Source organism: Arthrobacter sp. ISL-69, assembly GCF_018613775.1.
Classification (GTDB): Bacteria; Actinomycetota; Actinomycetes; order Actinomycetales; family Micrococcaceae; genus Arthrobacter.
This window is the reverse complement of record NZ_JAGGPO010000025.1, coordinates 78,662-100,686: the sequence shown is the minus strand read 5'-3', so window position 1 is coordinate 100,686 and position 22,025 is coordinate 78,662. Positions and strand designations below refer to the sequence as shown.

Annotated in this window: 21 protein-coding genes; 13 read left to right on the top strand and 8 right to left on the bottom strand. The window is 66.0% G+C overall.

The window, feature by feature from the left end; all coding sequences use genetic code 11:
- Positions 1-51 precede the first annotated feature (51 nt).
- The 5 genes from J7I79_RS18365 (at position 52) to J7I79_RS18345 (ending at position 5,742) form a co-directional block, all read left to right on the top strand.
- On the top strand, positions 52-1,197 hold the full coding sequence (locus tag J7I79_RS18365; RefSeq protein ID WP_251043002.1) for a 5-(carboxyamino)imidazole ribonucleotide synthase: 1,146 nt from the start codon (positions 52-54) through the stop codon (positions 1,195-1,197).
- On the top strand, positions 1,194-1,787 hold the full coding sequence (purE, locus tag J7I79_RS18360) for a 5-(carboxyamino)imidazole ribonucleotide mutase (protein WP_104172717.1): 594 nt from the start codon (positions 1,194-1,196) through the stop codon (positions 1,785-1,787). The genes J7I79_RS18365 and purE overlap by 4 nt, the downstream gene beginning before the upstream one ends.
- 11 nt (positions 1,788-1,798) lie before the next feature.
- Positions 1,799-3,442, top strand: coding sequence for an LCP family protein (locus J7I79_RS18355; RefSeq protein WP_214955619.1), 1,644 nt, complete (start codon positions 1,799-1,801; stop codon positions 3,440-3,442).
- A 97-nt stretch (positions 3,443-3,539) separates the two neighbouring features.
- Complete coding sequence (gene manA / locus J7I79_RS18350) at positions 3,540-4,790, top strand: mannose-6-phosphate isomerase, class I (RefSeq protein ID WP_214955617.1); 1,251 nt, start codon at positions 3,540-3,542, stop codon at positions 4,788-4,790.
- 4 nt (positions 4,791-4,794) lie between these two features.
- Complete coding sequence (locus tag J7I79_RS18345) at positions 4,795-5,742, top strand: lipid II:glycine glycyltransferase FemX (RefSeq protein ID WP_214955615.1); 948 nt, start codon at positions 4,795-4,797, stop codon at positions 5,740-5,742.
- An 85-nt stretch (positions 5,743-5,827) separates the two neighbouring features.
- Here the strand turns inward: J7I79_RS18345 and J7I79_RS18340 are convergent, their stop codons facing one another.
- On the bottom strand, positions 5,828-6,775 hold the full coding sequence (locus tag J7I79_RS18340) for a hypothetical protein (protein ID WP_214955613.1): 948 nt from the start codon (positions 6,773-6,775) through the stop codon (positions 5,828-5,830).
- 142 nt (positions 6,776-6,917) lie between these two features.
- Positions 6,918-7,940, bottom strand: a complete 1,023-nt coding sequence (glpX, locus tag J7I79_RS18335) for a class II fructose-bisphosphatase (RefSeq protein ID WP_028270439.1) — start codon at positions 7,938-7,940, stop codon at positions 6,918-6,920.
- 194 nt (positions 7,941-8,134) lie between these two features.
- Here glpX and J7I79_RS18330 point away from each other — a divergent pair, with 194 nt between their 5' ends.
- The 5 genes from J7I79_RS18330 (at position 8,135) to J7I79_RS18310 (ending at position 13,388) form a co-directional block, all read left to right on the top strand.
- A complete protein-coding gene (locus J7I79_RS18330; protein WP_214955612.1) occupies positions 8,135-8,842 on the top strand; it encodes a DUF4245 domain-containing protein in 708 nt (235 codons plus the stop codon).
- 9 nt (positions 8,843-8,851) lie between these two features.
- Complete coding sequence (locus J7I79_RS18325) at positions 8,852-9,466, top strand: carbonic anhydrase (protein ID WP_214955610.1); 615 nt, start codon at positions 8,852-8,854, stop codon at positions 9,464-9,466.
- A gap of 61 nt (positions 9,467-9,527) precedes the next feature.
- On the top strand, positions 9,528-10,949 hold the full coding sequence (locus tag J7I79_RS18320; protein WP_214955608.1) for a class II fumarate hydratase: 1,422 nt from the start codon (positions 9,528-9,530) through the stop codon (positions 10,947-10,949).
- Between the two features lie 154 nt (positions 10,950-11,103).
- Positions 11,104-11,775 carry a TetR/AcrR family transcriptional regulator gene (locus J7I79_RS18315; RefSeq protein ID WP_214955606.1) on the top strand — a complete coding sequence of 224 codons (672 nt, stop codon included), beginning with the start codon at positions 11,104-11,106 and terminating at the stop codon, positions 11,773-11,775.
- The gene (locus J7I79_RS18310) at positions 11,772-13,388 is read left to right on the top strand and encodes an MDR family MFS transporter (RefSeq protein WP_214955604.1); all 1,617 of its coding nucleotides are present in this window, start codon (positions 11,772-11,774) and stop codon (positions 13,386-13,388) included. The genes J7I79_RS18315 and J7I79_RS18310 overlap by 4 nt, the downstream gene beginning before the upstream one ends.
- Positions 13,389-13,419: 31 nt before the next feature.
- Here J7I79_RS18310 and J7I79_RS18305 read toward each other — a convergent pair whose 3' ends face one another.
- Both J7I79_RS18305 and J7I79_RS18300 read right to left on the bottom strand, forming a co-directional pair.
- A complete protein-coding gene (locus J7I79_RS18305; RefSeq protein WP_214955602.1) occupies positions 13,420-13,890 on the bottom strand; it encodes an NUDIX domain-containing protein in 471 nt (156 codons plus the stop codon).
- Positions 13,891-13,926: 36 nt separating this feature from the next.
- Positions 13,927-14,487, bottom strand: a complete 561-nt coding sequence (locus J7I79_RS18300; protein ID WP_214955601.1) for an A24 family peptidase — start codon at positions 14,485-14,487, stop codon at positions 13,927-13,929.
- A 58-nt stretch (positions 14,488-14,545) separates the two neighbouring features.
- Between J7I79_RS18300 and J7I79_RS18295 the strand changes: the two genes are divergently transcribed.
- The gene (locus tag J7I79_RS18295; protein ID WP_214955599.1) at positions 14,546-15,343 is read left to right on the top strand and encodes a hypothetical protein; all 798 of its coding nucleotides are present in this window, start codon (positions 14,546-14,548) and stop codon (positions 15,341-15,343) included.
- 27 nt (positions 15,344-15,370) lie between these two features.
- Positions 15,371-16,015 (top strand): GNAT family N-acetyltransferase, encoded by a 645-nt coding sequence (locus J7I79_RS18290; RefSeq protein ID WP_214955597.1) that lies wholly within the window; start codon positions 15,371-15,373, stop codon positions 16,013-16,015.
- Positions 16,016-16,068: 53 nt separating this feature from the next.
- Here the strand turns inward: J7I79_RS18290 and J7I79_RS18285 are convergent, their stop codons facing one another.
- Both J7I79_RS18285 and J7I79_RS18280 read right to left on the bottom strand, forming a co-directional pair.
- Positions 16,069-17,511 carry a PhoH family protein gene (locus tag J7I79_RS18285; protein WP_214955594.1) on the bottom strand — a complete coding sequence of 481 codons (1,443 nt, stop codon included), beginning with the start codon at positions 17,509-17,511 and terminating at the stop codon, positions 16,069-16,071.
- Positions 17,512-17,778: 267 nt separating this feature from the next.
- Positions 17,779-18,540, bottom strand: a complete 762-nt coding sequence (locus J7I79_RS18280) for an isoprenyl transferase (protein ID WP_104172732.1) — start codon at positions 18,538-18,540, stop codon at positions 17,779-17,781.
- A 212-nt stretch (positions 18,541-18,752) separates the two neighbouring features.
- On the opposite strand from J7I79_RS18280, the gene J7I79_RS18275 reads away from it, so the two are divergent.
- Positions 18,753-19,424 carry a hemolysin III family protein gene (locus J7I79_RS18275; RefSeq protein WP_214955593.1) on the top strand — a complete coding sequence of 224 codons (672 nt, stop codon included), beginning with the start codon at positions 18,753-18,755 and terminating at the stop codon, positions 19,422-19,424.
- Here J7I79_RS18275 and J7I79_RS18270 read toward each other — a convergent pair.
- Together J7I79_RS18270 and J7I79_RS18265 are read right to left on the bottom strand one after the other, a co-directional pair.
- Positions 19,421-21,631, bottom strand: coding sequence for a thioredoxin domain-containing protein (locus J7I79_RS18270; protein ID WP_214955586.1), 2,211 nt, complete (start codon positions 21,629-21,631; stop codon positions 19,421-19,423). The genes J7I79_RS18275 and J7I79_RS18270 overlap by 4 nt on opposite strands.
- Complete coding sequence (locus tag J7I79_RS18265; RefSeq protein WP_214955584.1) at positions 21,609-21,974, bottom strand: hypothetical protein; 366 nt, start codon at positions 21,972-21,974, stop codon at positions 21,609-21,611. The genes J7I79_RS18270 and J7I79_RS18265 overlap by 23 nt, the downstream gene beginning before the upstream one ends.
- Positions 21,975-22,025: the final 51 nt, after the last annotated feature.

Genomic DNA, 22,025 nt, shown 5'->3' with positions numbered 1-22,025 from the left:
CTTGTGACTTTTCCAGTAATCGGCGTAGTTGGCGGCGGCCAACTTGCCCGCATGATGGCCCCCGCCGCAACGGCCTTGGGCTTTGAACTCCGTGTCCTGGCCGAAGGCGAGGACGTATCCGCAGTCTCCGCTGTGCCGACGTCGCCGGTAGGTGACTACAAGGATCTTGACGCCCTGCTGGAGTTCTCCAGAGGGCTGGACGTCATGACGTTTGACCATGAACACGTCCCCAACGACCACCTGCGGGCGCTGCAAGAGGCCGGCGTCAATGTACAGCCCGGCCCGGACGCCCTGGTCCACGCGCAGGACAAGCTGGTGATGCGCGCGGCCATCGACCGGCTGGAGCTGCCGAACCCGGTGTGGGCCTCGGTTGCCGACGTCGACGCGCTGGTTGCCTTTGGCGAGGACACCGGCTGGCCGGTGGTGCTGAAGACACCCCGCGGCGGTTATGACGGCAAAGGCGTCCGCATCGTCGGGTCCGTAGCGGAAGCCGCGGACACCGCGGATTGGTTTGCGGCCATGACTCCGCTGCTGGCGGAGGCCAAGGTCGAGTTCAGCCGTGAGCTGTCTGCGCTCGTTGCCAGGACTCCGGACGGTGAATCACGCGCGTGGCCCGTTGTCCACACCATCCAGGTGGACGGCGTCTGCGACGAAGTGATTGCCCCTGCCCAGGACATCCCCCTCGAGGTGGCGGCAGCTGCCGAAGACGCAGCGATCCGCATCGCCAACGAACTCGGCGTCACCGGCGTCATGGCCGTGGAACTCTTCGAGACTCCTGGGGCTGGCTCCGGCTTCCTCATCAACGAACTCGCCATGCGTCCGCACAACACCGGCCACTGGACGCAGGACGGATCGGTGACGAGCCAGTTCGAGCAGCACCTGCGCGCAGTACTGAACCTGCCCCTCGGCGCCACGGACGCCCTGGGCCCGGTGGTAGTGATGAAGAATTTCCTCGGCGGCGAGAACCAGGAGCTGTACTCTGCCTTTCCGCAGGCCATGGCCACCGAACCCGCCGCGAAGATCCATTGCTACGGCAAATCGGTCCGGCCCGGCCGGAAGATCGGCCACGTCAACCTGGTGGGGGCCTCGGCCGCTGACGTTGATTCCGTCCGGCAGCGTGCCACGACCGTCGCCAGCATCATCCGTGACGGCCGGGCACCGGCCCGGACATCGCAAGACTCCGAGGAGACCGCATGAGCACACGCACAGCATCAATCCACGCCGCTGACACGGATTCAGCCGCGCCGATCGTGGGCCTCGTCATGGGGTCCGACTCGGACTGGCCGGTCATGGAAGCTGCGGCGGAGGCCCTGGCCGAATTCGGGATCCCCTTCGAAGCCGATGTGGTCTCGGCCCACCGGATGCCCACCGAAATGATCCGCTACGGCCAGACCGCCCACGAGCGCGGTCTGCGCGTCATCATCGCCGGAGCCGGCGGCGCGGCGCACCTGCCCGGCATGCTGGCTTCCGTGACCCCGCTGCCGGTCATCGGCGTTCCCGTCCCGCTGAAGACGCTCGACGGCATGGACTCGCTGCTGTCCATCGTCCAGATGCCCGCCGGCGTGCCGGTGGCCACCGTGTCGATCGCGGGCGCACGAAACGCCGGCCTGCTGGCCGTCCGGATGCTGGCCTCCGGGACGGACGACCTCGCCGTCCGCCTGCGCGGCGAGCTGATCGAATTCGCCCAGGAGCTCAACGACGTGGCAACCCGCAAGGGCGCGAACCTGCGCCACAAAGTCAGCGAAGTGTTCTCCGACGGCAACGTCGTTCTCCGGGGTAGCCGTTAGGAATCAAGCAGATGACCACCAGCCAATCCCGTCCCCAGGCCCCGCAGCAGGCGCTTACGGACCCCGTCCGTAACCCCGTGAACGCTCCGGCGCCCGTCAGGACGAAGCGTGCGTTTGTCCTGCTGCTGCTGACCCTGTTCGTCCCCGGGAGTGCCCAGATCGTGGCCGGCGACCGCAAACTGGGAAGGATCGCGCTGCGGGTGACACTCGCTGTCTGGAGCCTGGTGATCGTGGCACTGGTGCTGCTGCTGGCAAACCGCACCCTCCTCATCGGGATCCTCACCAACACGGTGGCTTCACTCCTGATCATCGTCATCCTCGTTGCCCTCGCCCTGGGCTGGGCAGCGCTGTTCGTCAACACGCTCAGGCTTATCCGGCCGGTCCTGCTGGCCCCCGGGATGCGGCCCATCGTCGGCGTCGCCCTGGTCCTGGCGATGGTGCTCAGCAGCGGCACCCTGGGCTATGCGGCCTACGTGCTGAACGTAAGCCGGAACGCGATCGACAGCATCTTCGCCGGAGGCCCGGCGATCGACCCGGTGGACGGCCGCTACAACTTCCTGATGATGGGCGGCGACGCCGGCGACGACCGCACGGGCCGCCGTCCGGACAGCCTCTCCGTCCTCAGCGTCGATGCCAAGACCGGACAGACCGCCATCATTTCGGTGCCCCGCAACCTGCAGAATGCCCAGTTCAGCGAGGGCTCCCCCATGCGTCAGATCTACCCTGACGGTTACAACTGCGGCGACGAATGCCTGATCAACGCCATCAATACCGAAGTGACTAACGAGCACACGGACCTCTACCCCGGCGTGGCGGATCCCGGTGCCCAGGCAACGCTCGAGGCCGTGTCAGGTTCCCTGGGCATCACAGTCCAGGCCTACGTCCTCGTTGACATGGAGGGGTTCGCGAAGCTCATCGATGCCATGGGCGGCATCAGGATCAAGGCCGGCGGCTGGGTGCCGCTGAGCGGCGACATGGTGGATGAGGCCAACGGTATCCACGGGATGCCAACAGGCTGGATCCCGGCCGGCGATCAGCATCTGGACGGCTACCACGCCCTTTGGTACGGACGCTCCCGGGAGTTCGTGGACGACTACGCGCGTATCCAGCGGCAGCAGTGCGTCCAGCAGGCCATGCTGAAGCAGCTGGACCCGGCAACGCTGCTCTCCAAGTTTGAGGACATCGCGAACGCGGGCACGAAGGTGGTGGACTCCAACATTTCCGCGAGCCAGCTCGGCAGCTTCGTCGACCTGGCCATGAAGGCCAAGGGCAAGGAAGTCAGCCGGCTGACCATCGGGCCGCCGGACTTCGACGCCTCGTTCTCCACTGTGCCGGACTTCGACCAGATCCACGAGAAGGTTGACCAGCTGCTCGCCGCCCAGTCCGAAAAGCCGGCGGGGGCAGCCGGGGATACCGGCGTGGATGACGCCATCGTGCAGCCCGGAACGGCCGCAGGCCCGGTTATGGCGGCCCCACCGCTGGCTCCCCTGACCCAGCCGGCTCCCTCGCCGTCGGCGTCGGACTTCACACCGGTGACCACGACCCCCGATGGCGAGCCCATCACCGAAGAGATGCTCAACCAGTTCAAGCGTGAGGGCAACGAGCAGGCAATCCGGGACCTCGTGGCCACGAACGGCCAGTGCCGCCCGCTGTAGGTGGACGGCTCCACCTTCCTTCCGCCGTCCAGGCGCCAGCACGCATCGATGAATCTGCAGCAGCCAACCTGCTGCAACGAGATAAGGACACCAGGCCGTGTACGAAATTGAGAATGTCCTCCGGCCCTACGCCTGGGGATCAACCACCGCCATCGCCGGCCTGCTGGGCAGGCAGGCCTCCGGCGGCCCGGAAGCGGAGCTGTGGGTGGGCGCCCACCCGGACTCGCCGTCCGTGGCCACCGCGGCCGACGGCGGGCCGCTGGCTTTGGATGAACTGATCAGTTCCGATCCCGAACACCACTTGGGCAGCGCCTGCGTGGCCGAGTTCGGCCCCCGCCTGCCGTTCCTGCTCAAGGTCCTGGCCGCCGAGAGCCCCCTGTCCCTCCAGGTGCACCCCACGCTGGACCAGGCACGGACGGGGTTTGCCCGCGAGGAGGCTGCCGGCGTCGACCGTTCCGCCGCGGAGCGCAACTACAAGGATGACAACCACAAGCCGGAGATGATCTTCGCCCTCACACCGTTCGAGGCGCTGTGCGGGTTCCGCCCCGCCGCGTCGTCCCGTGCGCTTTTTGAACACCTGACAGCGTCCATGCGTGAGATGTCGGCTGAAGTTCCGCAGGTGTTCCTGGAAGTTGTGGCGGACCTCTCCGCGCCGGTTGAGCACGATGCCCTGAAGGCTGCTTTCACCAGGCTCATCGGCGGCGGCCACGCCGTCTCGCATGCGGTGCGGGAACTCGTGGCGGCCCTCAAGGCCGGGCTGCCGATGACCCCGTACCAGACCGAGCTGTCGACGGCGGTCAGCCTGCATGGCCACTACCCCGGCGATCCCGGTGTACTCATCTCGCTGTTGCTGAACCGGATCTCGCTGGCGCCCGGCGAGGCCGTTTACCTCCCGGCAGGCAATATCCACGCCTACCTGCACGGCCTCGGAATCGAGGTGATGGCGTCGTCGGACAACGTGCTCCGCGGCGGCCTCACCCCAAAGTTCGTGGATGTTCCCGAGCTCCTGGCCACTGTTGAGTTCGAGTCGGTGGGAGTGCCGATGCTGGACGCTGAGGTGTCCGCGCTGGGCCAGGAACTCTACCGTCCGCCGTTCCGCGAATTCCAGCTGCAGCGGATCGTGTTGGAGCCCGACGGCGCCGCCGTTCCGTTGGCGCAGTCCGGCGCAGCCGTGATCATGGTGGTGTCCGGCTCGGTCCTGCTGGACTCCCCCAAGGGCGACCTCCACCTGGACCGCGGGACCAGCGCCTTCCTCCCTGCGTCCGAGGCTCCGGTCAACGTACACCCGGTTGCCAGCGCCACCGGGCGAGCCGTTGCCTTTGCCGTGACCACCGCCGTCGGGTCCTGATCCGGTGGAGTACTTCCTGCAGACCCCGCAGTGGGCGGATTTCCAGCGGTCGCTCGGGCGCACGGTCCACGAACAGTCGGGTCCCGGATGGAGCTTCCTGGCCGTTGAGGAGAAGAACCCGGCGGGGAAGGTCCTCTACGCCCCGTACGGTCCGGTAGCGGCTTCCCTGGAAGCGTTCGACGACGCGCTGGCGGCTCTCGTGGCGGTGGCCCGGAAAAGCGGGGCAGCCTTTGTCCGGATCGAACCTGTCAGTGCCGGCTTCGACGCTGCTGCGTCCGGAACCGTGCTGCGGAGCCGCGGCCTGCAGCCCGCTCCGGTCAGCCAGCAGCCGGAACTGAGCTGGATCGTGGACCTGGAGCAGGACTTCAAGGACGTCCTCGCCGCCATGAAACCCGTGAATCGGAACCTCTACCGGAACATCCACAAGAAGGACGTGACTTTCCGGACGTCGCAGGATCCGGAGGACATCCGCGTGCTGTTGAATTTCCTGCACATGACGGCCAAAAGGAGCGGGTTCAAGCCGCAGAGCGATGAGTACCTGAGCCAGGTGGCCCGTTCCCTCATGCCTGCAGGTGCGGCCACTCTGTTCATCGCCGAACGCCACGGCGGCCCCATCGCCGCGGCCCTGGCCTACGATTCCGCCGACACCCGTACCTATGCCCACGCGGCCCTGGACGACTCGCACCGGAAGCTTAGCGCCGGCATCCCGCTCCTGGTCACGCTCATGGCGGATGCCAAGGAGAAGGGCCTGAAATACGTGGACCTCTGGGGTGTGGCACCGGAGGACCAGCCGAACCACAAATGGGCCGGGTTCACGGGGTTCAAGAAGTCATTCGGGGGGCGCGAAATCGCCTACCCGGGGACCTGGGACCTGCCCGTGAAGAAATTCCGCTACGGCGCCTACCAGCTGGCCCGGAAGGCCCGCGAAAAACTCCGCGACCTCCGTAACTGACCCGCCCCGCCGGTAACCGATCCACGCGACCTCCCCCCGAGCGGGAACTGGCAGCTGATGCCCTCAAATTCACCATTCGGGGGCATCAGCTGCCAGTTCGCCGCAGAGTCTTCGCGCCGAACGGGTCCAACAGGGCCCTGACCCTGTCGACGACGGCGGGCCTATCACCTTCGAGGTCGTGCTTGTCGACCCGGAGCTCCCGCCAGCCCAGGCTTTCGGTCAACGACTGGCGTTTTATGTCGCGGCGGTACTGGTCCGGATCGCCGTGGTGAAGACCGTCATACTGAAGCGCTATACGGTGCTCGGGGTAGGCCGCGTCGGGCCAGACCACCGGATGACCAAGACCGTTGCGCAACACCACATTCAAGGCAGGCTCGGGAAGTCCGGCCCGAACCAGGGCGAGGCGCAACATGGTTTCGGGGGCCGAGTCCGCTCCGACGCGGACCAGATCCAAGGCGAGCCGCGCCTTCTTCACACCGCGCATCCCCGGGTGTTGGCTGATAATCCGCTGTAGGTCGGGGACAGCGGCAAGCGGTTGACGCGGCAGCGGAAAATCTTCGCCGTGTTCGACAACGACCGAGTCGCCGGCCGCGACCAGTTCGTCGAAGCCCAACACCGACGCCAGGTCCAGCCAGGTGCGTGCAGGCGAGGTGAGGCGCACGCCGTCGAACATCATTACTTCGCCGTCTTTGAACGACAATTGGTGGCCCACCACATTTCGCCGGCGCGGTTTAGAGCTGTCGGCCGGGCGGGCGATGTGGATCCGCCAATCGGCGTCCAGCCAGCCCGGCACGCAGATGCGCCAGAGCCGGGCAGCCGCCGAGTGGGTAAGCACGCAGCCCGGGTCGAGGCGGGTATAAGCACGGACGTTGTCGGCCGCACTCCCGGTGCTGGCCAAGGGCAGCCTGACCCCGCGGGACGGCGTGAAGATGCCAGCGCGGCTCAGCTGTTTTCGGCTGAGCCCCAGCTCATCCGCGTCGGTGACGAGGAAGGATCCATGCGGTAGCTGAGGTGGCATCGGCGTCCGTGACATGGTCCATTCTCAACCGAAATACGACTGTGCCAACGGTTATCCACAGGATGGGATTTAGGCTTAAACGCGAACTGGCAGCTAATGCCCTCAGAAGTTGGATTTGAGGGCATTTGCTGCCAGTTCGCGCTGAAAAGCGGAGGGACTAGCTCTTGCGGGCGTAGCCTTCCCACTTGCTGGCCTGGTGCTCGCCGTCCACGAAGCGGATGGTGCCGGACTTGGAGCGCATGACGATCGACTGGGTCAGGACCTTGTCCTTGGAGTAGCGCACGCCACGGAGGAGGTCGCCGTCGGTGATGCCCGTGGCTGCGAAGTAGCAGTTGTCGCTGGAGACGAGGTCGTTCGTGGAAAGCACACGATCGAGGTCGTGCCCGGCGTCGATGGCCTTCTGCTTCTCGTCATCGCTCGTGGGCCAGAGGCGGCCCTGGATGACGCCGCCGAGGGACTTGATGGCGCAGGCCGCCACAATGCCTTCCGGTGTTCCGCCGATGCCCATGAGCGCGTCAACGCCGGTGCCGGAGCGGGCCGCAGCAATGGCGCCGGCGACGTCGCCGTCCATGATGAACTTGGTCCGGGCACCGGCTTCGCGGATTTCCTCCACGAGGGGACGGTGGCGGTCCCGGTCCAGGATCATGACGTTCAGCTGGTTGACCTTAACGCCCTTCGCCTTGGCGATTAAATGCAGGTTCTGCTTGACGGGGAGTCGCAGGTCGACCATGTCCGCCGCTTCCGGGCCCGTGACGAGCTTCTCCATGTAGAACACGGCGGAGGGGTCGAACATGGAGCCGCGCTCGGCGACGGCCAGGACGGCGAGGGCGTTGTTGATGCCCAGGGCAGTCAGGCGGGTTCCGTCAATGGGGTCGACGGCGACATCGCACTCGGGGCCGGTGCCGTCACCTACGTGCTCGCCATTGAAAAGCATGGGAGCTTCGTCCTTCTCACCTTCACCGATGACCACAACACCATTGAAGTGGACGGTCTGAAGGAAGGAGCGCATGGCGTCGACTGCTGCGCCGTCAGCCTTGTTCTTATCGCCGAAGCCCACCCAGTGGCCACCGGCAATTGCGGCGGCTTCGGTGACGCGGACAAGTTCCAGGGCAAGGTTGCGGTCCGGCTCGTCAATGCCAACGGCAAGCGACGGGGAAATCGTGGAATACTGCTGGGTCATAGGCGCTGGTGACACGTGAACCTCTTCTTCGAGTGGCGATCATTGAACCCGTACGGCCGGTATCAGTCCGTCACGGTGATTCCTCTGGTACTGATCATAGTCGCGGGAGCATCCGAAGGTCATGGGATGACCACCCCGTGAAACACGGCGTTTCCTCACCGAAGGAACGGCACGAATGTGAGAACAGCCTTCCCATGGGCGACTATAGAAGCGTGAGCGAAACGCAAGACAAGTCCACCCCCGACACCCAGACGCCCGGCACCGGCTCCCCCGCGGGCACCGCCGGCGCTGCCGATGCGCCCGTGGTTAAGCCAGTTATCCGCGCTGCGGCGGCGAAAAGGGCCAACGCCTCGGTCATCGGCATGCTCATCGCGCTGGTCGTGAGCGTCGCCGCATTTCTCCCCATCGTCTTGATGAACCCCTCGCCAAAGTCCGAGGGCTACCGGCCCAACGTCGACGTCAGCGCCATCGCCCAAAACGCGGCCGGTGTGGCGGGATTCACACCGGTAGCGCCCGGGACCGGCGACACATTCAGTCCGAATTACGCCCGCTGGGAGTCCGGAGCGGGTAGCGGGGTGCCCGTGTGGGAGGTCGGCTACCTCACGCCCAAGGAATCATTCATCGGCCTCGTCCAGACCGCACGGGCAAATCCCACGTGGCTGCTCCAGCAGACAAAGAACGCCCCGGTCACAGGAAGCCGCAACGCCGGCGGCCTCGACTGGGAGCTCCGGGATACCGGCAAAGGCGAGAAGAGCATGGTGCTCGAACACAAAGGCACCACCGTTGTCCTGACCGGCACGGCGCAACTCGACGAGTTCGCGGTCCTGGCTGACGCCGTCGTGAAGTCACTGGAAAGTAACCCGGCCGCCACGGTTTCACATTCGGCCACCCCTTCACCGTAAAGTAGCCCCGTGGCTACTAACCTGACTCCCGCGCTGGCTTGGCGGCGACTGCGCGAAGGAAATGAACGCTTCGTCGCCGGCGAATCCTCCCACCCCAACCAGGACGCGTCCCGGCGTTCCTCGCTCGTGGAGAACCAGCACCCTTTCGCAGTCATCTTCGGCTGTTCGGATTCCCGCCTCGCGGCAGAAATCATCTTCGACCTCGGCCTGGGCGACGCCTTCGTCGTCCGCACCGCCGGCCAGGTGATTGACGACGCCGTGCTCGGCTCGCTCGAATACAGCATCAGCGTGCTGGGTGTTCCGCTGATTGTGATCCTGGGGCACGACAGCTGCGGAGCGGTCAGCGCTACGAAGTCCGCCGTCGAAACCGGCCAGATGCCGGTCGGCTTCATCCGCGACCTCGTCGAGCGGATCACGCCGTCCGTCCTGACCTCCCTCCGCAACAACGAGACCGAAGTCAACGAGATGGTGGTCGAGCACGTCAAGCAGACCTCGCAGCGGCTGGTGGACAGCTCGCGTGTGATTTCCGCCGCAATTGAAACGGGCCGGGCCGCAGTCATTGGATTGTCGTACAGCCTCGCGGACGGCCGGGCGGACCTCGTTTCGGGAATCGGCGAGCTCTAAGTGACGGCCCGGGGCACTTCACGGTTTTAGCCCCGGCCGCCAATCGCCCTAAGCTAGCCCCATGACTTCCACTGAAGAATTCCGCATTGAACATGACACGATGGGCGAAGTCCGCGTCCCCGTGAACGCCCTGTACCGTGCACAGACGCAGCGTGCAGTTGAAAACTTCCCCATTTCCGGCAAAACCCTGGAACGCGCACACATCGAGGCCCTCGCCCGGGTCAAGAAGGCTGCCGCCCAGGCCAACGCAGAACTTGGAGTGCTCGACGGCGAGCTGGCCAAGGCGATCGCGGATGCCGCCGATGAGGTAGCCGCCGGGAAGTACGACGGCGATTTCCCCATCGACGTCTTCCAGACCGGCTCCGGCACGTCCTCGAACATGAACACCAACGAGGTCCTCGCCGAGCTTGCCTCCCGTGCCCTCAAGGCTGCCGGCAGCGACAAGGTGGTCCACCCCAACGACCACGTCAACGCTTCGCAGTCCTCCAACGACGTCTTCCCCACCTCGGTGCACGTTGCGGCCACATCGGCGCTGATCAACGACCTCATCCCGGCCCTCGGCTACCTCGCCGAGTCACTGGAGCGCAAGGCCGTGGAGTTCAAGGACGTGGTCAAGTCCGGCCGCACACACCTCATGGACGCCACCCCGGTGACCCTGGGCCAGGAGTTCGGCGGCTACGCCGCGCAGGTCCGCTACGGCATCGAGCGCATCAACGCCTCGCTCCCCCGCGTGGCTGAAGTTCCCCTCGGCGGAACCGCTGTGGGCACCGGCATCAACACCCCTGCCGGCTTCCCGGAGCGCGTCATCGAACTGCTCGCCACCGACACCGGCCTGCCGCTGACCGAAGCACGCGACCACTTCGAAGCCCAGGCCAACCGCGACGGCCTCATCGAAGCCTCCAGCCAGCTGCGCAACATCGCGATCTCCTTCATGAAGATCAACAACGACCTCCGCTGGATGGGCTCCGGCCCCAACACCGGCCTCGGCGAAATCGCCATCCCGGACCTCCAGCCGGGCTCCTCGATCATGCCGGGCAAGGTCAACCCAGTCATCTGCGAGGCGTCCATCATGGTGTGCGCCCAGGTCATCGGCAACGACACCGCCATTGCCTGGTCCGGCACCAACGGCGCCTTCGAACTGAACGTCGGCATCCCCGTCATGGCCGCCAACCTGCTCGAATCCGTGCGCCTGCTGGCCAACACCAGCCGCGTCATGGCCGACAAGATGATCGACGGCATCACCGCCAACGTCGAGCGCGCACGCTTCCTCGCCGAGGCCTCGCCGTCCATCGTCACCCCGCTGAACAAGTTCATCGGCTACGAGAACGCCGCCAAGATCGCCAAAAAGGCCGTGGCTGAGGGTTTGACCATCCGCGAGACCGTCGTCGCCATGGGTTTCCTGGAGCGCGGCGATTTGACCGAAGAGCAGCTGGACACCGCCCTGGACGTCATGTCCATGACCCGCCCGCCTCACAAGGCATAAGTCCCCACCGCCTAAGTACGACAGCGGCCGCCCACCTTCCCAGCGAAGGCGGGCGGCCGCTGGCGTTAAAGGGAGCCGTGGTGGGTTGGGGTCGCAAGTGTCCGCTCGCGCAGAGATATTGCACTAATCCAGAATTGGTGCAAAACTTTACTTTGTGAATAATAGTGCAATTAGCGACGGCGGCCTGCGGGAGCGCAAGCGGGCAGCCACGCGCGGTTCCATCAGCGCCATCGCGCGGTCGCTGACGGCCGAGCGGGGCCTCAACGGCTACACCGTCGAGGAAGTGTGCGAACAGGCGGGCATCTCGCGCCGGACTTTCTTCAACTACTTCCCGTCGAAAGAGGACGCCATCCTCGGCCACGTGGACGACGAACTCCCCGAGGAGGTCTTCACCGACTTCATCCGCGGCGGCGCCGGCTCGCGTTCCGGCGAGATCTCCCCCACCCTCCTCCAGGACCTGGTCGGGCTGGCACTGAAGATGTCGGAACGGATGAGTTCCTCAGAAGAGGAGACCCGGCAGCTGATCGGCGTCATCAAGAAAGAGCCCCAGCTGATGCTCAAAATTATCGGCGCCACGGAGGAACGGGAAGCCCACTTTGCCCGCGTCCTCGCCGCCCGTGAAGGCGTGGCCCCGGACCATCCGGTGGTCCGGATGGCGGTGGTGGCCCTGGGCAGCATTGCCCGGCACACCAGCATGGCCTATTTCTCCGAAGACAACGCCCGGTCCTTTCAGGACCTGCTGCTGGAAAACATCTCCTCCGCGCGCCTGCTCTTTTCACAACCCCTCAACCTCCCTGAACAACTCTTCGCAGAAGGACACCAATGAGCACCGCCGTCAGCCCCAAGGCAGCAGCCGAGCCGCTGCTGCTGACCCAGAAACGCATCTGGATCATTTTCTCGGCCCTGATCGCCGGGATGCTGCTCTCCAGCCTGGACCAGACCATCGTCTCCACCGCGATGCCCACCATCGTGGGCAAGCTCGGCGGCGTGGAACACCAGGCCTGGATCACCACCGCCTACCTGCTGGCCACCACCATCGTGATGCCCATCTACGGCAAGTTCGGTGACGTCCTGGGCCGCCGCAACCTGTTCCTCGTCGCCATCGCACTGTTCACCCTCGCCTCGGTGGGCTGCGCCATCGCTACGGATTTCTGGGGCTTTGTGATCTTCCGCGCCATCCAGGGCCTGGGTGGCGGCGGCCTGATGATCCTCTCGCAGGCCATCATCGCCGACATCGTCCCGGCCAAGGACCGCGGCAAGTACATGGGTCCGCTCGGGGCAATCTTCGGCCTCTCCGCCGTCGCAGGCCCCCTGCTGGGCGGCTACTTCGTTGACCACCTGACCTGGGAATGGGCCTTTTACATCAACATCCCCATCGGCATCGCCGCGTTCGCCATCGCGTGGTTCACTTTGACCCTGCCGAACAAGAAGGCTGAGAAGCGGATCGACGTCCTCGGCGTCCTGCTGCTCTCCGCGGCCACCACGTGCCTGATCTTCTTCACCGACTTCGGCGGCAAGAAGGACGAAGGCTGGGATTCGCCGCTGACCTGGGCGTTCGGTGCCGGCCTGGTCGTGGCCGCTGCTGCGTTCGTCATGGTGGAACGCCGGGCCGAGGATCCCATCATTCCGCTGGGCCTGTTCAAGAACCGGATTTTCGTGAACTCCACCGCTATCGGCTTCACGCTGGGCCTGGGCATGTTTGCAGCCATCGCGTTCGTCCCCACGTTCCTGCAGATGTCCTCCGGGACCTCCGCCGCTGAATCCGGGCTGCTCATGCTGCCCATGATGGCGGGCCTCATGGGCATGGCCATCTACTCGGGCATCCGGATCTCCAAGACCGGCAAGTACAAGATGTTCCCCATCATGGGCGCCGCCCTCACGATGGCCGCCATGCTCTGGCTGACCACCCTGACCGCCGACACCCCCATCTGGGTCATCTGCGTCCAGCTGTTCGTCTTCGGCGCCGGCCTGGGCTCCATCATGCAGGTCATCGTCCTGGTGGTGCAGAACTCCGTGCCCGCCGAGCAGATCGGCACGGCCACCAGCACCAACAACTATTTCCGCGAAGTGGGCGCGTCCCTGGGCGTGGCCGTGTTCGGCTCCATCTTCACCTCGCGGCTGGCCGAGTCCCTGACCAACGCCTTCACCGGGGCCGGTGCTTCCGCCGACCAGGCCGCGCAGTCCACGCAGACCCTGGACCCGCAGGCCCTGAGCCAGCTGCCGGAACAGCTCCGGGACGCCATCGTGAACGCCTACGCCGATTCGCTGGCACCTGTGTTCTGGTACCTGCTGCCGTTCCTGGGCATCGCGCTGGTGCTGGCACTGACCCTGAAGCAGATCCCGCTCTCCGACACGGCCGGCATGGTGGCCCGCGGCGAGGCTGTGGGCGGCGAAGAGGCGGAGCGCCTCGAAGCTGAGAGGCAGTCCGCCGCAGTCTAGAAAACCACCGAAGGAAGGCGCTGCCGGGGGCTCAGGGTTCGTAGTGGACGGTGTCCTCCGGCAGCAGCGCCCGCCGGATGCACTCCCGGTCTCCGGGCCTGAGTTCCGGCAGCCCGTCCAGCGGGAACCAGCCCACGGCCAGGGATTCGTCGTCGTTCACCCGCGCTTCACCGGAGACGTGGCGGCAGCGGAACACGATGTCCAGGAAGTCGCACACATCGCCGTTGGGGAAGGTCACGGGGCCCACAACGCCGACCGACAGCATACGCTCCGTTTCAGCAACGACGGCGGTCTCTTCGAAGATCTCCCGCACCAGCCCGGGAGCGGGGTGCTCGCCAGGCTCCAGCATTCCGGAGATCAGGGCCCACCTGCCGTTATCTGAGCGCTGGCCCAGCAGGACGTGGCCGTCCCCGTTGAAGACAACTCCCCGCACGGCGGGAATCCACAGCGGGTCATGGCCTATTTTTTCGCGGAGTTTGAGGACGAAATCAGGTGCTGGCATAGCTTCAGCCTAACCGCAGCAAAGTCTGCGCTGGCCTCAGCCCGCAGGCAGGAGCAGCATCGCGGCGGCGGAGCCGGCCAGCATGAAGGGGCCGAACGGAATGTCGGATTTTAGCGTGCCACGCCGGGCAGCGAGCAGGCCAAGGCTCCAGAGCCCGCCAAGGAGGAAGGCGGCGAAGGTACCGGCGAACACGTGGCCCCAGCCGAGGTAGCCGAGATACATTCCCAGCACCCCGGCGAGTTTCACGTCGCCGAACCCCATCCCCGGCGGGTAGACCAGGCGCAGGATGAAGTAGAAGAGCCACAGCACCACTCCCCCTGCAAGGATGCGGACCCCCGGGATCCCGAAAAGCCGGGCGGCGCCGTCGGGCACAGCCTCGACGTCGGCGCCGGCCACCAGGACGGTGACTGCCGCCGCCAGCAGCAGCACGCCGCCCACGGCGTAGGACGGGAACACAATCCTGTTGGGCAGCAGGTGGTGCCTGACGTCGATGACGGTAAGCCGTACGGCCATCACGCCGAAGTAGGCGCAGGCCGCCAGTACCAGCCAGAAGGCCAGCGGAGTGGATACCCAAAGTTCGCCCAGTCGTTGGATCACCCTCGGATGCTACTGGATTTTCCCGCCCCGCCGCTGAGCCCGCGCGTAAACTGTGGATATGTCGACATGGGACGCGAGGCGCCAGGGGGAAACCGGTCAACAGAATAGGCCCGCAGACATGGCCACGAAGTTCCGGAACCTCTGCCGTTCGTCGCCCTGGAAATGGCAAACCCTCCGATTCGAGTACGTCGACGGACCCGGCGCTGACCCCGACAACACCGTGCGTGCGTGGCTTCGCCGGCCCGGCGCCCTCCGGCTGGAGTCCGCCGCCGGTGTGGTGCTGCACAGCACCACGGGCATCAACGATTCAAAGGACGGGTTCTACGTCAGTTCCACACGGAAGTCGTGGCTGTTGCCTCCGCATCTGGTCACCCCCGTGTACGACGACGGCGGACTGGTCCGGCGCCGCCCGGAGGCTGCCTACGGCGAACCCTGCTTCGGAAACGGTCGCTTTGCCGCGGCGCTGGACCCGGTGGAGCTGGCCGGCAACGCCCCCGTCCCGATCGAATTTCCGAACACGAACGCGGTGGAACTCGGCACCATCACCGCCGTGGACCACGAGGGCCGCCCTGCGCTGGAAACCATCGTGGTTCCCAACGCCGCCTACACGCCCTCAGACCGCGAAGCGCCGCTGTGCCGCCCTGGACGCAACCTCATAAGGATCGACCTCGGCACCGGAGTGTGCGTTTCAAGCCGCTCCCTGGAAGACGAATCCAAGGATCTTGGCCATTGGCTCCGGATCCTGGCCGCGGATGAGTACATGCTGGATGACCTTTTCCTCGCGGAATCCATGAACCTGACGGACGTCCGCCGCCACATCAGCTGGGACATCTCACCGCGGAACGTGACCGGCTGAGCGCTGCCCAGAGGCTAAGCTTCCCTGATGACCGACCTCTCCGCCATCTGGCCGCCCCTGGGCCTCACCCTGACCACGCCCCGGCTTGTGCTGCGGCCGATCCGGGACGACGACATCCCTGCGGCCGTCGAAGCCGCGCTCTCGGGCATCAGCGAACCGGGCCGCAGCCCCTTCAGCACGCCGTGGAACGAATTTCCCGCTGAGAAGCTGGGCCCCAACATCGCGCAGTGGTACTGGCGCTGCCGCGCCGGGGTTTCCCCCGAAGCCTGGACAATGCTGCTTGGCATCTGGCACGATGGCGGGATCATCGGCTGCCAGGACATCGAGGCCAAGGATTTCGCCACCCTGCGGACAGTCACCACGGGCTCCTGGCTCCGGAAGTCCGTGCACGGCCGGGGCCTCGGCAAGGAAATGCGCGCCGCCGTCGTCAGCTACGCCTTTGACCACCTGAAAGCGGAGGTCGCCGAGTCCGAGGCAGCCGCCTGGAACGAAAAATCCCTGGGCGTCTCCCGCTCCCTCGGCTACGGGCTGAACGGTGTCACCCGTTCGGCTTGGGGCGGCATCAGGCAGGACGTCCAGAGGGTCCGGGTGACCCCTGAAACCTTCAAACGCCCCGACTGGACGCTGAAAGTGGAAGGCCACGAAGCCACGGCCAAGTACCTGGGGCTGTAGGCGAAGGGCCGCGGCCGGGCGAATCCGGCCACGGCCCTTCACTAGTCCTGGTACTAGATTTCCGCACCTTCAAGCAGTTCCGTGACGAGTGCCGCGATCGGCGAGCGCTCGGACCGCGTGAGGGTGATGTGCCCGAAGAGCGGGTGCCCCTTAAGGGTTTCGACCACGGCGGCAACGCCGTCGTGCCGGCCGACCCGCAGGTTGTCGCGCTGGGCAACGTCGTGGGTCAGGACGATCTTCGAGTTCTGGCCGATCCGGCTCATCACTGTCAGGAGCACGTTCTTCTCGAGCGACTGCGCTTCATCGACGATCACGAACGCATCATGGAGCGAGCGGCCGCGGATATGGGTCAGCGGCATGACTTCCAGCATGCCGCGGTCCATGACTTCCTCGACGACTTCCTGGCTGACCAGGGCTCCGAGGGTGTCAAAGACGGCCTGCGCCCACGGGTTCATCTTCTCCGCTTCGGAGCCGGGGAGGTAGCCGAGCTCTTGGCCGCCCACGGCGTACAGCGGCCGGAAGACGATCACTTTGCGGTGTTCGCGGCGTTCCAGCACGGCCTCGAGGCCGGCACACAGCGCCAGCGCGGACTTTCCGGTGCCCGCGCGGCCGCCGATCGACACGATGCCGACGGACGGGTCCATCAGCATGTCGATGGCCAGCCGCTGTTCCGCGGAGCGGCCGTGCAGCCCGAACACGTCACGGTCCCCCTTGACCAGCCGGACCTGTTTGTCCGCGCCCACGCGGCCCAGCGCGGAACCCCGGTTGGAGAGCAGCACCAGGCCGGTGTTGACGGGCATCTCTGCCGCCGCCGGAATGAAGACGGGTTCGTGGCCGTAGAGGGTGGAGACCTCCACTTCGCTCGCTTCAATCTCGGCCACCCCGGTCCAGCCGGAGTCCTTCACCAGTTCATTGCGGTACTCGTCGGCGAGCAGTCCCATGGCCGAGGCCTTGACGCGCATTGGCAGGTCTTTGGAGACCACTGTGACGTTGCGGCCTTCGTTGGCGAGGTTCTTGGCGACGGCGAGGATCCGGCTGTCGTTGTCCCCGCCGCGGAAGCCTGCGGGCAGCACCTCAGCGGAAATGTGGTTCATCTCCACCACGAGGGTGCCGCCGTCGTCGCCCAGCGGAATGGGATGGTCGAGCCCGCCATGCTGGACCCGGAGGTCGTCCAGGAGCCTCAGCGCCTTGCGGGCGAAGTATCCCAACTCGGGGTCGTGCCGTTTGCCCTCAAGCTCCGTGATGACCACGATCGGGACAACGACTTCGTGTTCCGCGAAACGCAGCAGCGCGCGGGGGTCCGAGAGCAATACCGAGGTGTCGATGACGAAGGTCCACAGAGTGTCGTCTGTTCCGGCCTTTTCGCCGGATACAGCAAGACCGGCCGCAGCGTGATGATTCGCTGCACCGGTCTGTGAGGTGGCTCGCTTGGCGCGAGAGGTAGCTTTCTCTCCCTGGTCGGAAATGACGTCGGGCAGTTGTTCAGAAATAGCCACATCGACTCCAGCCCCGGGGCGCACGCCCGGATATTTTATAGGTGAGGCGGATCGGCCACGAGGCCGGTTCCGGCCTCCCATACATCCGGTGCGAAAATCCGCTCCATGTACTGGCCTCCCCGATTAGCCGGCATTTTGCCTGCTAATGGAATCAACGTAATTCCCCGCGGCTTTGTTTCCCAAACCATTCGTCGGCGATTCTTATTGCGGTCACGTGAACTCCGCGTGAACCGGCCATGACACGCCTTCCCTGCAGGCAAGCCGCCGTCAGGAGCCGAAGCGCCGCTGCCTGCCGGCGTAGTCGCGCAATGCCCGCAGGAAGTCCACTTTGCGGAAGGCCGGCCAGAGCGCCTCGCAGAAGTAGAACTCGCTGTAGGCGCTTTGCCACATCAGGAAGCCGGACAGCCGCTGCTCCCCCGACGTACGGATCACCAGGTCCGGGTCCGGTTGCCCCCGGGTGTACAGGAACCGCGAGATGTCATCGACGGTAAGTTCATCCGCGAGCTTGCCAATGTCCTTGCCCCTGGCCACGGCATCGTGGAGGAGTTCCCGGACGGCGTCCACGATTTCACGCCGTCCGCCGTAACCCACAGCGACGTTGACGTGGATTTTTTCATGTGCCGGGGTCCGGGCCGTGAGCTTGTTGAGCCGGTCGGCCAGGTAGTCGGGAAGCAGTTCCGGTGCGCCCATGGCATGGACGGAGATGTCCGCATCCTCATCCAGCCGGTCGAGGGTGTTCGCGATGATGCCCATCAGCAGGTCCAGCTCCTCGCCGGAGCGGCTCATGTTGTCGGTGGAGAGCATGTAGAGCGTGACCACTTTGACGCCCAGTTCCTGGCACCAGCCGAGGAACTCGTGGATCTTGTCCGCCCCTGCCTGGTGTCCCTGGCTGGTGGGCGCATTGAACTGCTTGGCCCAGCGGCGGTTTCCGTCCACCATCACGCCGATGTGTCTGGGGATTCGGTCCTTGTCCAGCGAGCGCAGGAGCTTGCGTTCGTAGAAGCCATAGAGGATCCCGGGCCACTCCATCCGGAGACTCACCTGACTTCCTTGATGTACGACGGCAGTGCATTCCTAGGCTACCTGCCCGCAACCGGCACACGGTGCACGGAGTGCCACCATTCAGCCACCCCAGGAGTTACTGAAAAGTAACTTACTGGAACGTAGTTTATTCTTGAGCAATGGAAAGCAATACTCCCCACCCGGGGTCGGGAGCAGGCAACGGTCGGAAATCAAGCCCGATGGACGATGCGGCAGTCCGCATCGCGGAACTCCTGATGATCAAGCCGAAATGGCGTGGCTGGATCCACACCGTGACCGCACCGTTGGCTCTCGCTGCGGGGCTTGTCCTGATCCTGCTGGCCCCCACTGCCGACCTGAAAATCGCCTCTGCGGTCTACGCCGTGACGGGGGTGCTGCTGTTCGGGATCAGTGCCGTGTACCACCGCGGCAACTGGTCGCCCGGCGTCAAGATCGTCCTCAAGCGCCTCGACCACACCAACATCATGCTGGTGATCGCAGGCAGCTACACGCCGCTGGCGTGGGCCCTGCTGGAACGTCCCAAGGCTGTGGTGCTGCTGTGGGTCATCTGGTCCGGCGCCATCCTGGGGGTCCTGTTCCGGCTGCTGTGGACCCATGCGCCGCGCTGGCTCTATGTGCCCATCTACATCGCCCTGGGCTGCGGCGCACTGTTCTACCTGCCGGACTTTTTCGCGGCCAGCATTGCCGCCGCCGTCCTGATCTGCGTGGGAGGCGCTCTTTACATAGCCGGGGCCGTTTTCTACGCGCTCAAGAAGCCAAACTTCAGCTACCACCACTTCGGCTTCCACGAGCTCTTCCACGCGTTCACGGTGTTCGCCTTTGCGGCACACTTCATCGCCATCGCCATCGCGGTCATCGGCCGACCCGCCTAAGGCGGACCCGCAGCCAGCCGCTCCAGCAGTTCGGCCACGGTTCCCACCGGGCGGTCACACACCATCCCGCGGCAGAGGAACACCTGCGGCGACCCGTCGGGCGCCGCTGTCCTGCCCTCCAGCAGCGGCACGGCGGACGGGACAGGACCGGCAGGCGGCCCACCGGCGTCGGCCGCCACGGCAACCACCAGTCCGGGGCTGGCGGACAGCAGCACGGCGCGGTGGAGGGCCGCCCGCACCGGGCCGGCAGGTCCGACGACGGCGGCCTCCACGGGGCCCGCCAGCGCGGCCTGCGCCGTCGCCAGGAGCCATCCTGCCGCCCGGGGCGCACGCGTTGCCAGCGGCGGGAGCAGCGCGAGTATGTTTCCTGCCATGATCCGGTGGTCGGCTGAACCGGAGAGTGCCGAGTAGCTCAGCAGGGCTCCGGCAAACGCCGCCGCGCCGCTGGGTGTGGCGTTGTCGAAGGGTTCAAGGCCGGCCCGTTGCCCCTGTGCGTTGAACACCTGGGAGGACTCCCCGGCAGTGTCCACCAGTGTTCCGTCCGCACCAAACCTCAGGCAGGCGGCCTCCAGGATGTCTTCTGCCAGCCGGTACCAGCGCTCGGCACCCGTGACGCCGTACAGGGTCAGGAGTCCGTCGACGCAGAAGGCATAGTCTTCGAGCAGGCCGCCGATCCCCCTCGCCTGGCCGGCATGCGACACCCGCACCAGGGTGCCGGGTTCTGCGCCCTGGCCCCCTGCGCCCGGAGCCTGCCAGTGGACCCGCTCAAGGTAAACGGCAGCCTGCCCGGCCGCAGCCACCAGGTCGGGCCGGTCAAGGACCGCCCCTGCTTCGGCCAGCGCGGCGACGGCCAGCCCGTTCCAGCCGGCCACCACTTTGTCGTCCCTGGCGGGCTGCGGACGCCCGGAACGCGCGGCCAGGAGGCGCGGCCGGATCCCGTCCCACAGGGCGCTCCCGGCATCGTCGAGCCGGCACCCCGGATGCAGCGGAGAAGCCGACGCCGTCACGGTACCCCCGGCCCGGACATTCATCAGCCGCGCCGCAGCGGCGCCGTCGTCAGGTCCCAGGACGTCCTGCAGTTCCGCCGGTGTCCAGAGGTAGCTGGCCCCCTCGTGGTGCCGGCCGTCCACCACGGTGTCGGCGTCCAGTGACGAGGCGAACGCCTCCGCTTGCCCTGCACCGGCGACGCCAAGTGCCTGGATCATCCAGTCCGCAGTGCGGGCGGCAACATCCGCCGCCTCGCTGGCGGGGAACACGGAATCGCCTCCGAGCCGGGCCCAGTGGACATAGGCACGCAGCAGCTGGGCATTGTCGTAAAGCATTTTTTCAAAGTGCGGCACGGACCAGTCCCGGGTCACGGAGTACCGGGCAAAGCCGCCGTCCAGCTGGTCGAAAAGCGCCGAACGGGCCATCGCGGCGAGCGTCCGGCCCGCCATGTCCGTGGCCGCATCCGAGGTTTCCGACGCCACCGCAGCGTGCCGGACCAGGAATTCCAACACGGGCGACGGCGGGAACTTCGGCGCGGTGCCGAATCCGCCGTCGTCCGGGTCTTCGGAACGGGCCAGGACGCGGACTGCTTCGGAGAGCAGGCCGGCGTCCACAGGATCCGGCGAACCGGTCAACTGGACGGCAGCCGCAAGTTGGGATTCGGCCATCCCCCGTGCCAGCGACTCGGCGTTTTGCTCGACGCCCTCACGCCGTTCCAGCCAGGCATCGCGGACCGCCTCAAGCACCTGGCGGAACGAGGGCCGGCCGGGCATAGGCCGGGGCGGGAAGTAGGTTCCGGCGTGGAAGGCGCGTCCGTCCGGTGTGAGGAAAACGGACATCGGCCAGCCGCCTTCGCCGCTTATGGCCTGGGTTGCGGCCATGTACACGGCGTCCACATCCGGACGCTCCTCCCTGTCCACCTTGATGGCCACGAAGTTGGCGTTGAGGAAGTCCGCTGTTTCCTGGTCCTCGAATGATTCGTGCGCCATCACATGGCACCAGTGGCACGCGGCATAGCCGATGGACAGGAAGACGGGGACGTCGCGTTCCTCTGCGAAGCCGAACGCCTCATCGCCGAAGGGCCGCCAGTGGACCGGGTTGGTGGCGTGCTGCCTCAGGTACGCGGAAGGTTCCCCGCCCAGGGCATTGGTTGCGCCGGGCCGGACTGCGCCGGCTCCCCCCTGGCCAGCTCCGCCGCTAGCTGCGTCCGCGGCCTTCATCACCGTTTGATTCCGTCCGGAGGCCGGCACCGCCCTGGGTGCCGGAGGACTGGGTGCCGGAAGACTGGGTGCCGGAATCGCCGGTTCCCGGTGCCTCCAGCGTGTCCTGATCTCCGGCAGCCAATGCAGCCATACGTTCTTCCTCGACCTGTGCGCGGTAGCGGACGCGGCGGATGCGGCGCACCATGTCCACGATCAGCAGCGTGGTGGCCAGGACAAAGAAGGCCGTCATGATGAAGCCCCACATGCCCGGAGTCACCTGGTCTTCTGAGAGGCCCGGGCGCAGGGACGGCGTGGGGCTGGGTGCCGGGGCCGTCGCGAGGGCGATGAGCAAGTGATGCACGGTTAAACCTTCTGTGGAACGTATTGATGGCCCTGACTTCTACGGGTCATA

Bases quoted from the DNA above. Each gene is read 5' to 3' on its own strand.
- J7I79_RS18365 (WP_251043002.1), top strand. From the start codon at position 52: ATGATGGCCCCCGCCGCAACGGCCTTGGGCTTTGAACTCCGTGTCCTG.
- purE (WP_104172717.1), top strand. From the start codon at position 1,194: ATGAGCACACGCACAGCATCAATCCACGCCGCTGACACGGATTCAGCC.
- J7I79_RS18355 (WP_214955619.1), top strand. From the start codon at position 1,799: ATGACCACCAGCCAATCCCGTCCCCAGGCCCCGCAGCAGGCGCTTACG.
- J7I79_RS18340 (WP_214955613.1), bottom strand. From the start codon at position 6,775: ATGTCACGGACGCCGATGCCACCTCAGCTACCGCATGGATCCTTCCTC.
- glpX (WP_028270439.1), bottom strand. From the start codon at position 7,940: ATGACCCAGCAGTATTCCACGATTTCCCCGTCGCTTGCCGTTGGCATT.
- J7I79_RS18330 (WP_214955612.1), top strand. From the start codon at position 8,135: ATGGGCGACTATAGAAGCGTGAGCGAAACGCAAGACAAGTCCACCCCC.
- J7I79_RS18320 (WP_214955608.1), top strand. From the start codon at position 9,528: ATGACTTCCACTGAAGAATTCCGCATTGAACATGACACGATGGGCGAA.
- J7I79_RS18310 (WP_214955604.1), top strand. From the start codon at position 11,772: ATGAGCACCGCCGTCAGCCCCAAGGCAGCAGCCGAGCCGCTGCTGCTG.
- J7I79_RS18305 (WP_214955602.1), bottom strand. From the start codon at position 13,890: ATGCCAGCACCTGATTTCGTCCTCAAACTCCGCGAAAAAATAGGCCAT.
- J7I79_RS18295 (WP_214955599.1), top strand. From the start codon at position 14,546: ATGTCGACATGGGACGCGAGGCGCCAGGGGGAAACCGGTCAACAGAAT.
- J7I79_RS18290 (WP_214955597.1), top strand. From the start codon at position 15,371: ATGACCGACCTCTCCGCCATCTGGCCGCCCCTGGGCCTCACCCTGACC.
- J7I79_RS18280 (WP_104172732.1), bottom strand. From the start codon at position 18,540: ATGGAGTGGCCCGGGATCCTCTATGGCTTCTACGAACGCAAGCTCCTG.
- J7I79_RS18275 (WP_214955593.1), top strand. From the start codon at position 18,753: ATGGACGATGCGGCAGTCCGCATCGCGGAACTCCTGATGATCAAGCCG.
- J7I79_RS18270 (WP_214955586.1), bottom strand. From the start codon at position 21,631: ATGAAGGCCGCGGACGCAGCTAGCGGCGGAGCTGGCCAGGGGGGAGCC.